The 20,013-nt window shown below is 37.0% G+C and carries 23 protein-coding genes; 18 read left to right on the top strand and 5 right to left on the bottom strand.

From position 1 onward, the window contains the following. Positions 1–149: 149 nt before the first annotated feature. From RHP56_RS06185 to RHP56_RS06170, 4 genes are all read left to right on the top strand, one after another. Complete coding sequence (locus RHP56_RS06185; RefSeq protein ID WP_102753458.1) at positions 150–2,435, top strand: carbohydrate-binding domain-containing protein; 2,286 nt, start codon at positions 150–152, stop codon at positions 2,433–2,435. Between the two features lie 160 nt (positions 2,436–2,595). Beyond that, complete coding sequence (locus RHP56_RS06180) at positions 2,596–3,072, top strand: MscL family protein (protein WP_102753777.1); 477 nt, start codon at positions 2,596–2,598, stop codon at positions 3,070–3,072. A 341-nt stretch (positions 3,073–3,413) separates the two neighbouring features. Further along, positions 3,414–3,845 (top strand): universal stress protein, encoded by a 432-nt coding sequence (locus RHP56_RS06175; RefSeq protein WP_010290893.1) that lies wholly within the window; start codon positions 3,414–3,416, stop codon positions 3,843–3,845. Positions 3,846–3,967: 122 nt separating this feature from the next. Then, on the top strand, positions 3,968–6,160 hold the full coding sequence (locus RHP56_RS06170; protein ID WP_462794669.1) for a Tex family protein: 2,193 nt from the start codon (positions 3,968–3,970) through the stop codon (positions 6,158–6,160). Positions 6,161–6,219: 59 nt separating this feature from the next. Here RHP56_RS06170 and RHP56_RS06165 read toward each other — a convergent pair whose 3' ends face one another. Together RHP56_RS06165 and RHP56_RS06160 are read right to left on the bottom strand one after the other, a co-directional pair. Continuing rightward, positions 6,220–6,519 (bottom strand): hypothetical protein, encoded by a 300-nt coding sequence (locus RHP56_RS06165; RefSeq protein ID WP_011680001.1) that lies wholly within the window; start codon positions 6,517–6,519, stop codon positions 6,220–6,222. Continuing rightward, complete coding sequence (locus RHP56_RS06160; RefSeq protein ID WP_011680000.1) at positions 6,519–7,382, bottom strand: N-acetylmuramoyl-L-alanine amidase family protein; 864 nt, start codon at positions 7,380–7,382, stop codon at positions 6,519–6,521. The genes RHP56_RS06165 and RHP56_RS06160 overlap by 1 nt, the downstream gene beginning before the upstream one ends. Before the next feature lie 156 nt (positions 7,383–7,538). On the opposite strand from RHP56_RS06160, the gene RHP56_RS06155 reads away from it, so the two are divergent. Next, the gene (locus RHP56_RS06155; RefSeq protein WP_050895079.1) at positions 7,539–8,795 is read left to right on the top strand and encodes an acetate/propionate family kinase; all 1,257 of its coding nucleotides are present in this window, start codon (positions 7,539–7,541) and stop codon (positions 8,793–8,795) included. Between the two features lie 29 nt (positions 8,796–8,824). On the opposite strand, the gene RHP56_RS06150 is transcribed toward RHP56_RS06155, so the two are convergent. Next, entirely contained in the window at positions 8,825–9,763 is a 939-nt protein-coding gene (locus tag RHP56_RS06150) for a dihydroorotate oxidase (RefSeq protein WP_050884812.1), read from the bottom strand. Between the two features lie 93 nt (positions 9,764–9,856). Between RHP56_RS06150 and RHP56_RS06145 the strand changes: the two genes are divergently transcribed. Further along, the gene (locus tag RHP56_RS06145) at positions 9,857–11,734 is read left to right on the top strand and encodes an ABC-F family ATP-binding cassette domain-containing protein (protein WP_025268183.1); all 1,878 of its coding nucleotides are present in this window, start codon (positions 9,857–9,859) and stop codon (positions 11,732–11,734) included. Positions 11,735–11,788: 54 nt separating this feature from the next. Continuing rightward, complete coding sequence (gene dprA, locus RHP56_RS06140) at positions 11,789–12,655, top strand: DNA-processing protein DprA (RefSeq protein WP_050895076.1); 867 nt, start codon at positions 11,789–11,791, stop codon at positions 12,653–12,655. 40 nt (positions 12,656–12,695) lie between these two features. Here the strand turns inward: dprA and RHP56_RS06135 are convergent, their stop codons facing one another. Then, entirely contained in the window at positions 12,696–12,839 is a 144-nt protein-coding gene (locus RHP56_RS06135) for a hypothetical protein (RefSeq protein ID WP_011679995.1), read from the bottom strand. A gap of 102 nt (positions 12,840–12,941) precedes the next feature. After that, positions 12,942–14,078 (bottom strand): alpha/beta fold hydrolase, encoded by a 1,137-nt coding sequence (locus tag RHP56_RS06130; protein WP_025268181.1) that lies wholly within the window; start codon positions 14,076–14,078, stop codon positions 12,942–12,944. Between the two features lie 142 nt (positions 14,079–14,220). Here RHP56_RS06130 and RHP56_RS06125 point away from each other — a divergent pair, with 142 nt between their 5' ends. The 11 genes from RHP56_RS06125 (at position 14,221) to RHP56_RS06075 (ending at position 19,962) form a co-directional block, all read left to right on the top strand. Continuing rightward, entirely contained in the window at positions 14,221–14,796 is a 576-nt protein-coding gene (locus tag RHP56_RS06125; RefSeq protein WP_011679993.1) for a TetR/AcrR family transcriptional regulator, read from the top strand. Between the two features lie 182 nt (positions 14,797–14,978). Continuing rightward, on the top strand, positions 14,979–15,410 hold the full coding sequence (locus RHP56_RS06120) for a PTS sugar transporter subunit IIA (protein WP_102753552.1): 432 nt from the start codon (positions 14,979–14,981) through the stop codon (positions 15,408–15,410). A 15-nt stretch (positions 15,411–15,425) separates the two neighbouring features. Continuing rightward, positions 15,426–15,920, top strand: a complete 495-nt coding sequence (locus tag RHP56_RS06115; RefSeq protein WP_102753553.1) for a PTS sugar transporter subunit IIB — start codon at positions 15,426–15,428, stop codon at positions 15,918–15,920. Positions 15,921–15,945: 25 nt separating this feature from the next. After that, a complete protein-coding gene (locus RHP56_RS06110; RefSeq protein ID WP_011679990.1) occupies positions 15,946–16,809 on the top strand; it encodes a PTS mannose/fructose/sorbose/N-acetylgalactosamine transporter subunit IIC in 864 nt (287 codons plus the stop codon). A gap of 1 nt (position 16,810) precedes the next feature. Beyond that, on the top strand, positions 16,811–17,653 hold the full coding sequence (locus tag RHP56_RS06105) for a PTS system mannose/fructose/sorbose family transporter subunit IID (protein ID WP_011679989.1): 843 nt from the start codon (positions 16,811–16,813) through the stop codon (positions 17,651–17,653). A 21-nt stretch (positions 17,654–17,674) separates the two neighbouring features. After that, positions 17,675–17,968 (top strand): hypothetical protein, encoded by a 294-nt coding sequence (locus RHP56_RS06100; protein WP_010279016.1) that lies wholly within the window; start codon positions 17,675–17,677, stop codon positions 17,966–17,968. Positions 17,969–18,209: 241 nt separating this feature from the next. Beyond that, positions 18,210–18,431 (top strand): helix-turn-helix domain-containing protein, encoded by a 222-nt coding sequence (locus RHP56_RS06095; protein ID WP_102753554.1) that lies wholly within the window; start codon positions 18,210–18,212, stop codon positions 18,429–18,431. 14 nt (positions 18,432–18,445) lie between these two features. Further along, complete coding sequence (locus RHP56_RS06090; protein ID WP_242512470.1) at positions 18,446–18,715, top strand: replication initiator protein A; 270 nt, start codon at positions 18,446–18,448, stop codon at positions 18,713–18,715. 185 nt (positions 18,716–18,900) lie between these two features. Beyond that, positions 18,901–19,341, top strand: coding sequence for a hypothetical protein (locus RHP56_RS06085; RefSeq protein WP_242512469.1), 441 nt, complete (start codon positions 18,901–18,903; stop codon positions 19,339–19,341). Positions 19,342–19,367: 26 nt separating this feature from the next. Then, the gene (locus RHP56_RS06080) at positions 19,368–19,634 is read left to right on the top strand and encodes a hypothetical protein (protein ID WP_102753555.1); all 267 of its coding nucleotides are present in this window, start codon (positions 19,368–19,370) and stop codon (positions 19,632–19,634) included. After that, entirely contained in the window at positions 19,612–19,962 is a 351-nt protein-coding gene (locus RHP56_RS06075; protein WP_102753556.1) for a hypothetical protein, read from the top strand. Before RHP56_RS06080 ends, RHP56_RS06075 begins: the two co-directional genes overlap by 23 nt. Positions 19,963–20,013: the final 51 nt, after the last annotated feature.

Below are 20,013 nucleotides of genomic sequence, written 5' to 3'. Positions count from 1 at the left end.
TTAATATTGATAGAATTTTAAATTAATCTTCTTTTAATTTCCAGTCTATATGATAAACGTATGCCAATTAAGGGTTGTCACAATGATGTGACTTTCAATGAGTAATTTAATCTCTGCTGGTAAAACACTACTGAATAAGTGAGGAAAAAATGAATAAAAAGTCTCAGGTTGCACATGCTGTTATTTCAAAACGCTATAAAATGTATAAGGCTGGTAAGGTTTGGCTATTTGCTGGTTTATCTGCATTAGTTATTGGTGGTCTTGGTCAGATCACTGCTAGTGCGGATACCACATCGACAAACTCTGTTTATACGACAGACACAGCATCAACAACAGATAGTGCAAGCGACACAACAAGCAGTGCGACAGACGAATCATCAACAACAGATAGTGCAAGCGACACAACAAGCGGTGCTACGGATGCATCAACGACGGCTGATAGTACAAGTGACACAACAAGCAGTACGACGGATACATCATCAACAACAGATAGCACAAGTGACACAACAAGCAGTGCGACAGACGACGAATCAACAACGGCTGATAGCACAAGTGATACAACAAGCAGTGCGACAGACGACGAATCAACAACGGCTGATGGCACAAGTGATACAACAAGCAGTGCGACAGACGAATCAACAACGGCTGATAGCACAAGTGATACAACAAGCAGTACGACAGACGAATCAACAACGGCTGATAGTACAAGCGACACAACAAGCAGTGCGACAGATACATCAACAGCTGATATAACAAGTAGTGTGACTGACACAACAAGTAATACGTTAAATGCATCTACGGGAAACACGAGTAATATAACATTTAATTCATCCTCAGCGATAATTACAGGAGATGGTGCAACTAGTGATGGAAACACAGTCACAATTAGCGAAGCTGGAACTTACAATATTGAGGGTACAGCGACTGATGCACAAATAATTGTTAACGCACCAGTAACTGCGGCAGTAAAGTTAGTATTTAACAATGTTGATTTAGCCAACCAAATTGGTGCTGTGCTTAATGGTAAGCAATTTGGTAGTTTGTCGGTTGAAGTAGTGGGTACAAACAATATCACAACTTCTGTAGTCGTTGAAGATGAAGAGTCATTAGATACAACAAATCCGAATGGCGCCATATATGCTAATGGTGACTTAACAATTGATGGTGATGGTACCTTAAATATTAGTTCAACTATGAATGGTATATCCTCTGATGGCACCTTAACTATTAATTCTGGTACGTTAAATATTACTAAGTCATATGAAGCTTTGGAAGGGGAAATCGTAACAATTAACGGTGGAACGATTAACCTGAATTCAAGTGACGATATTATCAATGCTCAGTTAGATCAAACTAAATACGATGCAGGATCTACTGACACACAAGCAATTAATATTAACGGTGGCATCTTAACCATTCGAGGAAATGGTGATGGGCTAGATTCCAACGGTGACATCAATATTAGTGGCGGTACAATCATAGATTTAATTAATTCAACGCCTGATAATGGTGCGCTTGATGCAGATGGTACAATTACATTTACAGGTGGAACAATTATTTGGGGTGGTACCGGAACAGAAGGGACGCCAGATACGGAATCAACACAAAGCTATGTAGCTATTGGATCCGTAACAGCTGGGTCAACAATTGTTGTTTCAAAAGATGGGCAGGAAATTTTCTCCACAACTATTCCTGACGCGACAACGTATCTAAATATATCAACGGAGGGCATTGTATCCGGTGAAACGTATCAAGTAAGCGTTAACGGTACCTCAACGGATATCATTGCTGGTCAAGGTGGTGGCTCAGGTATGACCGCTGAAGGTGGTATGGGCAACATGGGGACACCACCAGATGGACAATTTGGTCAAGGAACTTTTCCAGGTAGTGGTAGTTTTCCTGGTGGAGAAGCACCTGCAAATAAGCCGGATAGTGCACCGTCAGCACCATCAGGAGAGAGTATCCCAAGTACTTCTGAAAATAATGCCCAAGAATCAACTAATAACAGTGCGCCAGTAGATAATGATTCGGCCACATCGTCAGCGCCCAAAACAGAAGATGGTTCAACAGTAGTTGCAGAAGACGCTGTTGGCGAAACGGACACAAACTCATCCAATACAGTTGAGTCACCGGACAGCACTGTAACAGTTACGGCTGATTTAGAAAGCAACGATGCTGAACAAACACTTCAAACAAGTAATGACCCTGCAGAAAATGTTTCATCAGTGACGACTGCTACTAATGAAACATCAATAACAAACGAAAATGATGACAAAGCCGAGAGTACAAAAGTTACTACTTCATCATCCTCATCCTTACCAAAAACAGGGACTAGTAACGCTAGTGTGCTATCTAGTTTAATTGCGATACTGGTACAAGTTGGTTTGTTAGCAGGATTAAGAACTAAGTATAGAACATCAAAAGAGACTAAATAATTATTATTTTCATGAATCGTTAGAAAAACCGTTTATTATAAACGGTTTTTTGATTAGAACGGTTGGTTGAAAAATTTAGTGCAACATGGAATAATAAACAGGTAATTATTAAACATTATTTTGTCATCATACTAATGGCAGACTAAAAGGGATGAAAAATATGCAAAAAATAAAACTACCAATAACTGATAATATTGCTACCGAACAAGTTAATGAATTTAGAAAGTTTATAACTTCTCCAGCTATTATTCAATTATCTATAGGTGTCATTGTCGGTGGTAGTTTGACTGATTTAATCAAAAGTGTGATTAGTTTTGCTTCTAATTTGTTTTATTATTTGTCTTTACTGCTATTTTCAAAAAACCACTCGGCCAAAAGCAACTTAGTCTTAGATCCATTACGTAGTGTTTTTGAAAACTTTCTAACGTTATGTACTATTGCTGCATGTGTCTTTTTCTTTGTTAAATTGGTCAATAAATTTTTAATCAAAGAGGCCTCAGAGACTTTGGGTTATAACGCACAACTTGAAGAAACGAAAAAGTTAATTAAGATACAGCATGAAACCAATGAGCTGCTCAAGAAATCAGTTAATCTGCAAGAAAAATTATTGAATCAAACTGAGGAGAAAAAGGATTGATTCATGTCAAGCAGAGGGCTTTTTGGCCTGCCTGTAAGCGTTTGCAAAAGAAATCAATAAGGGTTATACTGAAGTTATAGGTTAGGTGAGTTTCTAAAGACGGTTAGCTGACCCCAAAACAACTTGTTCGTAGTTTATGCTATTAGTTTACAAGTATTGCCACGTGCATGATGTTAAATGACTAGTTTAAGCAAGATGATGTTTATGTTCCCCAAAGTGAGAATATAGGGCAGTTTTCGTCAAAAAGCAAGTTGTTTTTTGTTACTCAAAACGATGGTATGCTAACAGATAATTTATTTGAGTAGCGTAGCATGCATGATTATATCAGAGAGGAAGCACTTATGATTAGTAGAATTGTTGTTGCGATAGACGGTAGCGAAGCAGCTCAAAGAGCAGTCGATTTTAGCGTTGAATTGGCAAAGAAGTTTGATGCTAAAATAGATATCGTTAATGTAATTCAGTATCCAACCATCACTTATTACGACTCTGACCAATCTTTTTATGATTCTTTGGTGCAGAGAATGACTAATACAGCATCAGCAAAACTTGATGAGGCAGCAGCTGTTGTCAAAGACGCTGAAATTGCAGTTGATACACATGTCCTACAAGGTGATGCTCGTTTTGTTTTGGCTGATCAGGTCCCAGAACAACTCAGTCCTGATTTAATCGTAATGGGAAAAACCGGTACTAATATTGTCATGCGTGTATTCATGGGTTCAACGGCTCGATATGTTTCAGAGCATGCTGAAACCAGTGTATTGCTAGTACAATAGATTTGATAAAGATGATTACGCTACTTTTTGGTAGTGTTTTTTTGTGCAGTCATGATTATTATTCTAAATATATTCCAGCAGTAATCTAGTATAATAGTTTTTGTGGAGGAAACACACTAAACATGACAGAATTAATACAACATGAGCCAACGCAAGACGTTATTGCGCAAAGTGTTGCGGCTAAAGTAACGAATATAACTAAAAAGCAAATTAATGCTACACTAACCTTGCTTAACGAAGGATCAACTGTCCCTTTCATCGCCAGATATCGAAAAGAAATGACGGGTGAACTGGATGAAGTACAGATTCGTGATATCCAATCTATTGCAAAAAGGTCAAAAGAGTTAGTAGAACGAAAAAATACAGTTTTGAAAGCCATTTTTGAACAACGCAAATTGACTGATGCTTTGCAAAAGAGTATTCAAGACGTTCAGACGCTTCAGGGACTGGAAGATATATATTTACCATATAAACAAAAACGTCGGACCAGAGCGATGGTTGCACGAGAAAATGGTCTGCAACCACTTGCCGACTGGTTAATGACGCATATTAATAGTAATATTGATGATGATTTTCGAAATTACGTTAATGAAGCTTTACCAACTATGGTCGATGTGCGTGCAGGAGTGCATGAAATTTTGGCTGAACAAATCGGTGAAAATGCTAATTATCGTCAATGGCTACGCTTGAGAATGGCTGTAGATGGGTTGTTGGTTTCTAGCTTAAAGCGTGGTATGGCTGGAAAAGATGAGCAAAAAGTTTACGAGCAATATTACGATTTTACTGAAACAATTAAATCACTTCTCAACAATAAATTTCGTATTTTAGCAGTGAACAGAGGTGAAAAAGAGGGCATATTATCAGTGAAAATTGATTTTTCTGAGGCGCGTATGATGCACTTTATTCAAACGAAAGAGTTGAACGGGCAAAATCCGACAGGCCAAGGATATGAGATATTACAACATGCCATTGAAGATGCTTATAAACGTTTTATTCGTCCAGCAGTCGAAAGAGAAATTAGACAAGAATTGACAACCCAAGCACAAGAGCAAGCCATTAAGGTATTTGGTGACAATCTTTATCATCTTTTGATGCAAGCACCGCTGAAGAATAAAATTGTGATGGGTTTTGATCCAGGATTTCGTACAGGATCAAAATTAGCAATTATTGACAGCAATGGCAAGTTTTTAGCTAAGCAGGTTATCTATCCGCATAAACCAGCTAATGTGCAGAAACGGTCCGAAGCAATTAACACTTTCAAACAATTGGTATCAGATTACAAGGTAGAGCTGGTAGCAATTGGGAATGGCACAGCGTCTCGTGAATCTGAAGAGTTTGTTGCGGAAAATTTGCCAGCCGGTGTAAAGTATACCATTGTCAACGAAGCGGGCGCTTCAGTCTATTCTGCTTCCGAGCAGGCGCGGGAAGAATTTCCTGATTTACACGTGGAAGAGCGCAGTGCGATTTCTATTGGGCGCAGGATTCAGGACCCGTTAGCTGAATTAATCAAGATTGATCCAAAGTCCGTTGGTGTTGGTCAATATCAGCATGATTTGAATGCAAAAACACTAGATGAACAAGTAGACAAGGTTGTTGAAACAGCAGTTAACCAAGTTGGGGTTAATTTAAATACAGCCTCACCTGCGTTATTAGCTCACATTGCCGGCCTAAATAAGAATTTGGCTCAAAATATCGTTAATTATCGAAACGACTTTGGTGAATTTACATCACGTACACAAATCAAGAAAGTACCACGTTTAGGACCTAAAGCGTATGAACAGGCTGCTGGATTTTTACGTATTGTGGATGGTAAGAATATATTAGATAACACGGATATTCATCCAGAAAGTTATACCGCTGCTAAAAAGTTATTGTCATTAGCAAACATAAACCCAGTAAACTTAGCGACAGATGAAGCTAATACGGTATTGAACCGATTAGATAATGAGCACACAGCGGAGCAATTAGATGTTGGTATACAAACGTTGCATGATATGATTATGAGCTTACAAAAGCCGGGACGAGATGGTCGTTCAGAAATGGTAGGGGCATTGCTAAAATCTGATGTTATGCACATTGAAGATTTGAAAGCAGGTATGAAACTACAAGGTACCGTTCGCAATGTTGTGGATTTTGGCGCATTTGTGGATCTGGGCGTCAAACACGATGGACTTGTGCATATTTCTAGAATAAGTACACGTCGTATTAAACATCCATCTGAAATTGTATCTGTTGGTGATATTGTTGAGGTCTGGATTGTTGATGTTGATGAAAAAAGAAATCGCATTGGATTAACCATGTTGGCGCCGCAATAACAGACGTTGGTTGTAATAAAAAAACCTTACCGCTTAGCGGGTAAGGTTTTTAATTTTCATTAATCAACTAGAGGTAAGATATTAACAATGGCGATACGATCACTTTCATCGTTTTTCAAGCGAGTAATAATTTCGTTATAACGAGCTTCGGACAATGGTTCTTTGCGATCAAATGATAATATTTTGTTTTCAATGTGATTACTAGTACTAGGATATTGTTCGATACGGTAGATAATAAGTAGTTTTTTATAAGCAAACGGTTGGACAATCATACCATCTAGACGATTTTCAACTGTTTCTGTGGCTTGATTAGCTGCATTCTCTTCAATTTGTGATTTTGCTTTTTTAAATAGTGACATTATTTCATCTCCGTGTTTTGTTTAAAGTAAGTCGTTAGGGCCGTAGTTAAGTTTTTGGCAATTTTCTTTTGATAACTGCTTTTACGAATATATTTCAAGTCAGCATTGTTATTGATGAAGCCATTTTCAAGTAAGATTGCAGGTTGACTAGTATTTTTTATTGCTATATAAGCAGCTGTATCAACACCTCGATTATTCAAAGGCATATTATTTAACGAGGAACTAACTACTTCTGCTAGCGTTTTAGAATTTTTGTGATAATAATATTGTGAAATACCGGTTGCTTTGGTACCCTCTGCTGAAGAGTCAAAGTGAAAGGATATCTGTGCATCGGCTTTATTTTTTTCGCCAGGAATGGCTATTTTCAAAAGTGGCACAATTTTATCACTATCTCTTGTCATGATGACACGAGCACCAGTAGGTTTTAAGGCTGCCCTAACATGCCTGGCAGTACGTAAAGTGTATGTTTTTTCTTTATACTTGCCGTTTGATGATAGGGCACCAGTATCAGAACCGCCGTGACCAGGGTCTAAAACAATAGTGGCTTCACTAATCGGTTTTGCTGTTTTTAAGATGGTTGAATTTGCCACCCAACTGGCCACCCAGCCGACTTTTTCATTGTCAGAACGGCGGACTTGCCACCAGCCGTGTTTCTTGTCTATCACAATTAGTCGTGTACCACTTTTTAGTGAAGCTAATGATTTGTATTGTCGCCCAGGGCCATTTCGAAACTGAACATTGTTGGGATGGGTAATAATCTCTTCTTTTGAAACGAGTGAAATAATTAATCCTACTACTGTAATTAATATACTGACAGTAATGATGATGCCAATCAAATTACTTAAAAGCCATTTTTTAACCATAATATCCTTGCGCACATTTTCTATTTATATATAGTAGTTTACCATATTTTTATTTTTGAAAACGCTTACTTAATTTGGAATATATTATCGTTATTATCTTAAATTTACTGTATAATATAGTTTTAGAAAAGAAAAGGATTAAAAGAGTAGACGCAGATGTCAAAAATAATGGCAGTAAACGCCGGAAGTTCTTCACTTAAGTTTCAATTGTTAGAAATGCCCGAGGAAACAGTTATTACACAAGGGGTAATCGAACGAATTGGTATGGACGATGCAATCATCACAGTTAAGTATGGTGCAGATGTTGAACCTGTTCGTTTGGTTGGTACTGAAGATGGTACAATTTCATTAACAAAAAGTGGTGATCAGAAATACGAAGCTGAATTACCAATTAAAGATCATCATGCAGCAATTGATTTGATGTTAAAAAAATTATCAGATTTAGGAATTATTAAAGATTTTCAAGAAATAACAGGTGTTGGCCATCGCGTTGTTGCTGGTGGTGAGTGGTTCAATCATTCAGTTGTTGTTGATGATGACGTGTTATCCAAGATAGATCGCTTAGCTGATTACGCCCCACTGCACAACCCAGCTAATGCAATGGGGATTCGAGCATTCCAAAAATTGTTGCCACATGCGACTTCTGTTGCAGTGTTTGATACATCATTTCATCAAACAATGCCTGAAAAGAATTATCTATATAGCTTGCCATATGAATACTACGCACGCTACGGTGCTCGTAAATATGGTGCGCACGGAACTTCACATCGTTATGTAACTGAACGTGCGGCAGACAAATTAGGAATACCATTAGACGAGTTTAATGCGATTTCATTTCATTTAGGTGCTGGAGCATCAGTAACGGCAATTAAAAATGGTAAGTCATACGATACGTCAATGGGATTCACACCGCTTGCTGGCTTGACAATGGCGACTCGTTCTGGGGATGTGGATCCATCATTAATTTATTATATTCAAGAACGTGAAGGCCTTTCAAATGAAGAAATGCTTAATGTCTTAAATAAAAAATCTGGTCTATTAGGCATCTCAACTATTTCAAGTGATATGCGTGATTTGGAAAATGTTCAGGAAACCAATACTCATGCGCAATTGGCATTGGATATGTTCTACGATCGTGTGATTCGTTATGCAGGGCAGTATTTTGCTGAACTGGGTCGTGTGGATGCTATTATTTTTACAGCAGGTATCGGTGAAAACGATGCAGTAACACGTGCTAAAGTATTGAAATCATTGGCATTTGCGGGCGTTGATCTAAATGAAGAAGCAAACAATGTTCGTGGTAAAGAAACAATTATTACAACATCCGGTTCTAAAGTAACTGGGTTATTGATTCCGACAAATGAGGAACTAATGATTGCACGTGATGTGGTAACATTACAAAACACAAAATAAAAAAGTTGGCGTAAGCCAACTTTTTTTATTTACTCAATTATTTTCAACTGCCCACGGACTTCATCAAGAGAATTATAGCCTTTTTCTGTTAAAATAGCTGCTAACTCTTTTTCCAAACGTTCAAAAACAGATGTTCCTTCGATTGCTAATTGTGAACCAACTTCAACTAAGTCAGCGCCACACAAAACGTGTTCATAAACATCACGTCCAGAAGTAACACCACCAGTTCCAACCATTTTAATACTTGGGTTTAACCGCTGACGTAGTGCTCTAACATTAGCTAGCGCTGTTGCTTTGACAATGGGACCACCGACACCACCAAAACCACCTTTCGGTTTAATCACAACTGTGTCAGTTTCTTCATCAATCACAAGGCCATTACCAATTGAGTTGATAGCATTGACAAAGGCTAATGGAAATTTATTTAAAATGTTTGCAATATTGTCAAAATGCACAATATCAAAGTAGGGTGGTAACTTAACGCCAAGAGGCTTGGTGAAAAATGAAAATACTTCAGTTAAAATTTCTTCAGTTGTTTCAAAATCATAAGCTGTTTGAGGCTTGCCGGGCACATTAGGACAAGATAGATTTAATTCAACAAGACCATTGAATTCTGATTCTTCTATCTTGTGCAACATATCTAAGTTCTCTTGCTTTGATAAACCAGCAACTGAGAAAAAGATCGGCTTGTCTGTTTGTTTTTGGGTAACATAATCCATGTAATAGTCAAAGCCTTCATTTGGTAAGCCCATTGAATTGATCGTGCCTAAGCCATTGGTCAATTCATGATATCGAGGTGAGACGTTACCCGGGCGAAGGCTTGGAGTTGCTGATTTCGTAACAACTGCGCCTGTATAGTCTGATGCTAGAACACTATCTAATTCGTCGCTAGTCTGGCACACAACACCTGCAGCGTTGAGTAAAATATGGTCGAAGTTGAAACCAGCGATGTTAGCAGTTAAATTCATGAAAATAATCCTTTCTGTTACCTTAAAATGGTTATCTTATTATATCTAAAACTTATTGAGATATAAACCCCCAATAATGGTTATAATAGTATTATGAAACAATTTAGAGTAGACAATTTAAAAAGTACATATGGCGAAAAGGTTCTTTTCAATGATATTTCATTTTTGATTACGGAAGGTGATCGAATTGGTTTAATTGGTGTAAACGGCAGTGGAAAAACTTCTCTTCTGAATGCCATTTCTGGAAAAAAGCCAGCTGATGCTGGAACAATCACGAAGCAAAATGACTATACAATCGGATATCTGGCGCAAGACCCTTATTTGGATGACCACTCCTTATTGATGGATGCAATCTTGTCTGGTGATCAACCAGTATTCCAGACGATACGACAGTATGAATATGCTTTGCGAAAATATGGGGAGCAACCAACAGATGAAAAAGTTGCCCAAAATTTTGAAAAAGCACAAGATGCTATGGACCGAGATGATGCTTGGACAACGGAATCTCAGGTAAAAACAATTCTAACACAGCTACATATGCCAGAGTTGCATAAAAAAGTGAGCGAACTTTCAGGGGGACAACGAAAAAGAGTTGGATTAGCCCAAGTTTTAATTCAAGAGCCAGATTTATTGATATTGGATGAACCTACCAACCATTTAGATTTTGATTCTATTTCTTGGTTAGAAAAGTATTTAGCTGCCTATAAGGGGGCAGTTTTAGTTGTTACTCATGATCGTTATTTTTTGGATGCTGTCACAACAAGAATATTCGAATTATCATTTGGCGATTTGTATGAATACCAAGGTAATTACCAAGATTATATGAGTGGAAAGTCTCAGCGTATTGAGCAGGGAAAGGTCGCTGAACACAAGCAACAGCAACTATACAAACAAGAGCTAGCATGGATGCGTAAATCCGCTCGTGCGCGAACAACCAAACAAAAAGGTAGGGAGAATGCTTTTGCTGAGTTAGAAGCTAATATGGGCACCTTGCAGCTCGATGAAGATGTGGCTGTTAATCTTGGACAGCAACGTTTAGGGAAAAAAGTAATTGTTATTGAAGATGCGACTATTCAATTCGACAATAAAAAAATCTTTGAAAATTTCAATTTACGAGTTTCCTCTGGCGATCGTATTGGTATCACAGGTGCTAATGGCGCGGGAAAGTCTACTTTTTTGAACGCAATAGCTGGGAGAGTGCCATTAACTAGCGGAATCATTGAATTAGGTGAAACTGTAAAGATGGCTTATTATACACAGGTTACTGAAGAGATTCCAGATGATAAGCGTGTGATTGCTTATTTGTCAGATGTTGCAACTACTGTAAAGGACAAAGATGGCAATCAAATTAGTGTCTCGGACTTATTAGAGCAATTTCTATTTCCACCATTTATGCATGGAACATTAATTCGACAGTTGTCTGGTGGTGAAAAAAGGCGGCTGTACTTATTGAAACTGCTATTACAACAACCTAATGTGCTTTTGCTTGATGAGCCAACTAATGATCTTGATATTGGAACATTAACTGTTCTAGAAGATTTCCTGTCTGGTTTTGCTGGGGCCGTGATTACTGTTTCCCATGATCGCTATTTTTTGGATAAAGTTGCTAATCAACTATATATGTTTGAAGGGGATGGTGTTATCAAACGCTTTGATGGCCTGTTCAGTGACTATCTGGCGATGGACTTAGCAAAATCAGCACCAGCACAAAAAGAAGAAAAAGTAGTTGCTGATAAGAAGCCGCAAAAAAAGAAGTTGACATACAATGAGAAAAAAGAGTGGCAAACAATTGAAGATGATATAGCTTCAATTGAACAAAGAATCTCCGAAATTCCTGAAGAGATGGCTCAAAATGGTACAAATTATGTCTTGCTAGGCGACTTACAAAAAGAGTTAGATTCGCTAAATGAGGACTTGGAAGAAAAAATGAATCGTTGGGAATATTTGAGTGAAATTGTGGAAGGCTTGTGATAAATCATAAGCTTTTTATTTTTGGTCTTCGTATTATTTCAAGAGGAAAATAATATGATTTTAAAACAGTTTTTATTAGGTTTACATTTAACTTCAGGCATTGGTCATGCTGGAGAAAAAAGGGTCATTGAAGTAATTGATAATCATCTGATACCAGAGAATTATCCTTGGAATATTGAAACTTTACTGGCAGTAGTCAGACCATTACCGCAACATATTGCTAAAATAAAAGCTACATATGTAGCAGCTTGTCAGAAGGCAGAAACAAGTCAGGAAAATTATTTTACTTATTTTGATGACTGCTATCCGATACAGCTCAAAGAAATATTTGACCCGCCATTAATTCTGTTTTATGAAGGTAACTTAAACGCACTGGAATTACCTAATTTAGCGGTAGTGGGCACAAGAACTGCTACGCCCTATGGATTAGAATGCTTACGATCACTATTGCCAAATGTAATAAATAGGGGAACAGCTATTGTTTCAGGGCTGGCTAAAGGTATCGATGTAATGGCTCACCAAGTTACCTTCGCCAATCAGGGCGTGCCTATAGCAGTTATAGGTACAGGATTGAATATTGCTTATCCTGCAAAGAATAAAGTATTACAACGACAAGTTGCACAACATGGCATTGTCTTAAGTGAATATGCACGCGATGTTGGGCCGCATAAGTCTCATTTTCCAGCAAGGAACCGTATCATAGCTGGTCTATCATCGGCTACATTGGTTATTGAATCTAAAATAAAGTCTGGTAGTTTAATAACTGCTAACTATGCGCTACAAAATAACAGAGAAGTGCTGTCTGTACCTGGGTCTATTTTCTCTGAAAATTCTCAGGGAACTAATGAGCTATTACAATTAGGTGCAAAATTAATTAGTCGTTCAGAGGAAGTCATTGAAAGTGTGCGAACCTTTAGCTGATCAAATTAGGTTTTTGCCGAACAAACAAAAAACAAGACAATTACTTATCTTGTTTCTTTGCTTGTGAAAGTAAGGCTGACTTAATAGCAGCGACTTTTTCGGCTTTAGTAGCTTGTGTTTGTTGACTAGACTTGTACTTAGCATTAGCTTGTTTCTGTTTAAAGTCAATTTGATATCGTCCCATGTTTTTAAACTCCTTTTGAAGTTCTCATTATACCATAGGTTCAGATTCCAAAAAACATGAATTGGTTAAAACAATCAAAAGTATCGATCAAACCAGTGTATTTTAATCCTCACTGTGTGCAGCTAAAAATTTTTGAATGGCAACTAAAGCTAAATCATATCTTCCAGCTTGACAATGCTGTTCACCACCAGTTTCTTTAGTGAAAATTTTAGTTTCAAGTGATTTTGCGTTCGTTAATTCTTGTTGTTCTAGGACCAAGTCATTAAAAGGTACATATTGATCATCCTTTCCGGCGAGTAACAATACATTTTGATTCACTAAATGTCCAATTCCTTTCACTGTATGCCTTTCAATTTCTTTTAGCAGTGAGTAAGGGGTGTCAGTACCAGTATTTTCATAGCCTTTTGTAAAGAGAAAGTTTAAGTTGGCATCAGAATGAATCAAAGTAGGGATTAATTGATTTGTTTTTTCAACGTCGTTATTTTGTAGTAATTGACGAATATGATTTCGTGTGTCTTTTGAAAAATCTTTCAAAAAAGTATTTAATCCGTCATAAAAGAAATCATAACAAACAACGTTCTTGATTCGCTTTTCGTAGGCAGCAGCACGAATAACGAAATAACCGCCCCATGAAACACCCATCGCATCAACTTCGTCTAAATTAAAATAATCAATGATTGCACTGACAGGATTTTCAAAATATGGTGTGAACTTGATGTTATTATCAATTAAGGCTCGTCCTTGACCGGGACCGTCAAATAAAATCACATTATAATCGGTTCCCTTAAAGAAATTGACCGCAACTAATATTTCTTCCATAAAACTATCAAAACCGTTGATGATAATCAAAGTTTTAGTGGCTGTGGGATTTATATTGACCTTTATGGCAGGCAAAAATGTTTTTTGATAGGGTACTTGATAACTTTCATAATCAATTTCAGTATGTGCACGGTAAAAATTATTTAAGTATCGGTGAACAACTGTCTGCTTATTTTCGTCATCTTGGTTTAAGTAAAACTGGGCAAGGCCAAAATAAGCGCAAGCGAGAGCATGATCTTCTTCTTTTTCGCGTAATTCACCGAATGAGAACCAAGTTTTGTACCAAGAAGCGTCATTTGTTAGTTTAGGTATGATTATTTTTAAATCATCTTTCACTTTTGAACTTTCTTTGATTCCTTCAAGTTGACGATTTATTTGCAAATTCCATTGTGGATTATTTTTGATATATTCATAAAACATATTAGTACCTCTTTCTTTATTTGTTAAACTCATTATAATTAATAAAATAAGGTCAAACAATTATCAGTTGATATTAGTAATGTCCATAAATGGACGATATGATTTGACCTGTCTAGTTATGGACAGAAAAGGATTATTTTGTATGGCGGATATTAGAAAAATAAAGACGAAGAAAAACATTGAGATGGCCTTTGTTACCTTGTTGAATGAACGAAATTTCAAATCAATAACTGTGGAAGAAATTTGTAAGCAAGCTATGACAAGCCGATCAACATTTTATCTGCACTATTTAGATAAATATGACCTCTTAAATCAGCTTGTCGAAACACAGTTTTCAGTATTTGAAAAAATTGTGGATAAAAGGATTGAGGGGTTGATTTCTGGGCAATTTGAAGAAACGATTACACATTTCTACAATGAATTAGTCAACAACAAACAGATTATTCGAGCTTTATTTACAATCAATGAACCGAAATTTAATTTAAAACAAAAATTTGAGGATACATTATATCAGCATTGGCTGAGGTATCTCAGTGAAAAATCATCTTTGAAGTATAACGAATTGATTGCAAAATTTGGCGCTAGTATTGTCTTTGACACGCTTAACTGGACCTTTGAAAATGGCATTGATGATGAAACGCTGTTATTTGTGGAAAACATCAGAAAGAAAATACTTGAGATGTCTACATCTTTAAAGGAAATACATGACGAACCATAGCAAAGAGCTATGGTTTTTTAGTTATGAGAGACTTCATATAATATTGTTATTTATTATTGTATTTTATCGATAGTAAGAGTAGAATAAGATTTAGGTTATGCAAGCGCTTACATAATACCTGACAAAGGGTTTCATAGTAACAAATGAAACAACATTCCGTTTATGAAAGATAGGAGAAAAGAATGAACTATCTTATTTTGGTTAGCCACGGCCAGTTCTCAGAGGGGCTCAAGGACGCTCTGGGAATGTTTGTTGGTGATGGTATTAAAACTGTGAAAGCAATAGGGCTCCAATCAGGTGAAGATACAGATCATTTTGAAAATCGTTTCAAATCTTTATTATCAACACTTGAACAAAATTCAGAATTGCTTATTCTAGGGGACATCATCGGCGGTAGTCCACTGACTACCGTTGTAAACGTATTGAATCAAGAAAATAGGTTAGAAAGTACAATTGTTCTTGGTGGGATGAATTTCCCAATGGCACTCAATGCTGCTATCTTGAAAGACAGTTCCAGTAAAGACGAACTAATTAGCAGTGTATTACGTGAAGGAGTCTCTGCTTTGAAACAATTTGAGATGAATGATGATCCAGAGGACGATGATGAGATTTGAAAGGACGAAGTAATTATGAGTATTTCATTTGTACGTATTGATGATAGAATTATTCACGGACAGACCGTGACCCGCTGGGCTAAAGAATATCCTTGTGATGGCTTGATAGCAGTTAATGATGCAGCAGCCACAAATCCTATTCTAAAGGATGCATTCAAAAGTGCCTCAGAAAAGAAAACGTTTGTTTGGACACTAGACCACTTCCAAGAAAAAGCACAACAAGTTTTGGATTCCGATCGACAATATTTTCTAATTACGAAAACGCCACAGGATATGAAAAAAATTTTGGTTGATTTTGGGTTCAAGCCTGATGATGTAAAAACGGTGATTGTTGGTCCAGCCAATGATCGGCCTGACGCAGTGAAATTAGGAAATAATCAGTCTATTACGTCTGAGGAAGCTAGAGCATTTGATGATATTCAAGCGAAAGGGTACCAAGTTAAGTTTCAATTGTTGCCAGATGTATCAATTGGCTATTGGGATGCCTTTAGAGGAAAATTTAATCTGTAGTCTAACATAAAAAGAGGTTAGAAATATGACAATTAGTTGGGTGCAAGCAAGTATTTTAGGTATTTTTGCAAGTTTGTCTTCCATGCCAGGTATGGCAGGATCCACAATTGGAAATTATACACTGGGGCGTCCGTTAGTGGGTGGCTTAGTTTGTGGATTGGTTTTGGGAGATCTTAAAACAGGTATTGCTGCTGGTGTAGCGATGCAGTTAGTCTATATCGCGTTGGTTACCCCTGGAGGCACTGTTTCGGCGGATCTTCGAGCGGTCTCTTACATCGGTATACCATTAGCAATGGTTGCTATTCATGCTCAAGGATTAGTAGCAACATCAGGAAATGCTGCTGATTTAGCTAAATCAATGGGTACATTAGTCGGAACTGTTGGAACGGTGTTGTTCTACGGAACAGCAACTATGAACTTGGTTTGGCAACACATTGGATGGCGAGCAGTTGAAAAAGGGCAATTTAAGAAATTGTATGTTGTGGATTGGGGACTCCCGTGGATCTCACACTTTTTCTTCTCATTTATTCCAACACTATTCATGACACATTTTGGGTCTAGTGCTGTTACTGCATTGAAGACAGCATTACCAATGGATGGTATTCCAATGAAAACCTTGTTCACAGTTGGTGCCTTACTCCCCTGTGTAGGTATCGCAATTTTGTTGAAGCAAATAGTAGATAGTCCACTTGATTTCATTCCGTTTTTCGTAGGCTTTACATTTGCTGCTTCTCTAGGTTTGAACTTGGTCTCAGTGACAGTGGTTTCATTAATTTTCGCCATGATTTCATACAAGTTAGACATGGCAATTAGCACCAATCGACAAGTTGCGTCTCCGGGATCAAATACTGATGTGACCGACGATGATGAGGAAGACGAGGATATTTAAGATGGATAACTTAGAAAAAAAGAAAATTTCTCGTAAGACTTTAAACAAGTCGTTTCATTACTGGTTTTATGGCCATCTTACAGCGTTCTCTCAAGAACACATGCAGACATTTGGTTATTTGACTTCAATGTTGCCTATTGTGGAAGAATTGTATGACAACAAGGAAGATCAAGAAAAGGCAATGAAAACCTACACGGCTTTTTTCAATACAGAGCCACAGTTAGGTACTGTTATAGTCGGTGTTACGGCTAGTTTGGAAGAGGCAAGAGCCAATCATGGCAATGTTGATGATACAACAATCAATGGTTTACGAGCCGGTTTAATGGGGCCAATTGCAGGAATTGGGGACTCACTAGTTGTCGGAACATTGATCCCAGTTATTCTTGGAATTGCTTTGGGGATGTCCGACGGTGGATCACCGCTTGGTGCAATATTTTATATTATCGTTTGGAACTTACTTGGATACTTCGGTATGCGTTTTGCCTACTTCAAAGGTTATGAATTAGGAGATAAGGCGGTAGGAATTTTAGTTGGCGCTCAAGGAAAAGCGATTCGTAAAGCGATTGCAACCGTCGGCGGTATGGTTGTCGGTGGCGTCGCTGCCACTTGGGTGACCGTAAAAACGTCCTTTAAATTAACAAACTCATCTGGGAAAGCGTACTTAGTTTTGCAAGACAAATTAGACTCGGTGTATCCAGGATTATTGACCGCTTTGTTTATTGTATTTTGTTGGTGGTTAATGGCTAAGAAAAACATTTCACCTATTCGGGTTATGCTCATTTTGGTGGTTGTTGCTTTGATCGGCGTGTTAGTTGGATTCTTCAATCCTGGACTAAGTTATTAAGGCATAAAGAAGGTATTTATTATGGCAAAGAGCATACAAAATTTGGACAAGGGATATCAAAGTGAAATCTCTTATCAGCAGAAAATGATTAAAAATCTTCAACATTGGCAATCCTTTTTCTCAATGATTGTTGGTCTAAGCATTCTTCTTACTTATTTCTTTGTCCATCGAAATGTTTGGTTATTTGGTACAGGATTAGTTTTAGGCACAATCAATATTTTAATTGTTTTTATCATTGGTTATGCCATTTATAGAGGACAACAAAATGTTAGTGTGATTGTTGAACGATATGATGAACTAGTCAAACCTAAATAAATTTTAAAGGTTTCTCTGTTTAGACAGAGAAACCTTTTTTGTTGTACATTCTATTATGAAATAGAATATTACTTTAAAATAACGTTTTAATGATTGATATGATAGTATTTCTACTCTTAGAGTAGTATGCTTTTTTTTTGACCAAAATAAGCGTCAAATAATTTCATGATTTTTGTTGAAAGTATATTGTACCAGAAAAAGAGTAGTAAAAGTAACTCATATTTGATTGGAGAGAGCAATTATGAAATTAGGTGATTTTTTGATCCAGAAAAGATTGGCTAAAAGAATGGGACAAAATGAAGCAGCTGATTCAATGAAAATTGATAGGAGTCGTTTATCAAGAATTGAGCGAGGGACAGTCAAAATATATGGGGACGAAATTTCTAGAGTAGCTAGAGTCTTGGATATTTCCGAAATTGAATTGTTGAGGATTATTAATGAGTATCGAGAAGGATGTGACTGATTGGGGGAAAGAATATGCAAAGAATTAGCCTAAACCAAGTTCAGACCAGTGAACAATTTTTCATGGTTCCAAAAGCTCTATTTGTTGCCGAACCTTATCAACAGATGAAAATTGAATCCAAAATGGCTTATAGCATTTTGAAAGAACGTTTCAAATTATCTATCAAACATAAATGGATTGATGAGTCTGGCAACGTGTATTTATATTATCCAAACGACAAACTGGTTAAAATGTTGGGCGTGGGGAAAGACAAAGTTATTCGAATTAAAAAGGAACTACAATAATACGGACTTCTAGAAGAAGAACGACAGGGATTTAATAAGCCCAATCGTATTTATGTTGGTAACTTAGAAATTAAAGATGTCACAGAAAAGTTAGCTGATGCCAGTAGTAACAAGGTAGTCGTAAAACGAGACTTCAAGAAGTCGCAAATTACGACACTAGTAATACTGAGTTAAGTAAGACTGAGTTGATTAATACTGAAACAGACTTTTTGGATGAGGATGAAAAAAATAATATTAAGAGTTCAAATAATTCTCAACAACCTTTGGTGGTTATCGGGAAAACAATTCAGAACAATCCAGCCTTAAGGGTAGTAGTCCAAACATTGATTCCTGATTTACTGCTGAATGAACCTGGGCAAGCACAAGTTGTTGTTACTGCACTTGATCGAGGTTATAAATTTTTAACAAGTGAGCTTGAAAAGAACAATTCGGTTTTGGCACTACAAAAGCAGTTGCAAGGTGATGACAGTATCAAATTATTTTTGTTAAAGATTGGTGGTAAGCAATTGGAGTATATGCGATACCACTTGGTTGGTATTAACCAATACGGTAATTATTTTGCTAAGGGACTTGAAAATCGTTTGAAGATCGCTGTTACAACAAATCAATCAGTATCAAGGTTCTAACTTTAAATTGAGAGGGGAGAGGCAAAATGGCAAACCAATATAACATTTTTATTGCAGTAGACTTTTTCAATGCTGATATTCTTTTTGTGGCTAACTCGTCAGGAGAACTAAGCCGACAAGTGATTAAAGCAATTGAAAACCATGAATTACAAAGTGAAGGTGCAGTGAGATTATACCGTACCTCTTATCAATCATTTAAGATGATTCAAAGATTGATGAGAAATTATCGTTTACCTTTTCATCTGGTAGCTAAGCCACGGGAGTATCAACATGACGAAATCAAATACGCTTAAAAAGAAAGCTCAAAAGAGGATGGCTGGCAAAAAATACTACGTTATTGGAGTTCAGAAAGTATGTGGTGATCATATTGATTTGGACAAAAAATTGGTTTCCTATTGGCATGGTGAAGGGAGCATGAGAATCAAAGGAAAGCTATTTACCGACTCAGCAGGCAACCATTATGTTGGTTGTACAATCGTCAAAGATTTAACAAGTAAACAGATTCAATGTGATACGGAAGTATTTATTTTGTCAACGGCTATGCGTGATTATTTAGCGACACAAGCTGATCCAATTTTAAAATTATTAAGACAAAAGAGGAACAATTATTATGCAAAATAATCATCACGTAGGACGTTTAGTTCGTGACGTAAACTTTCACTGTAAGAGGTG

This window comes from Leuconostoc sp. C5 (assembly GCF_056530425.1).
The sequence above is the reverse complement of the archived record's forward strand: the minus strand, read 5'-3'. Positions and strand labels throughout refer to the sequence as shown.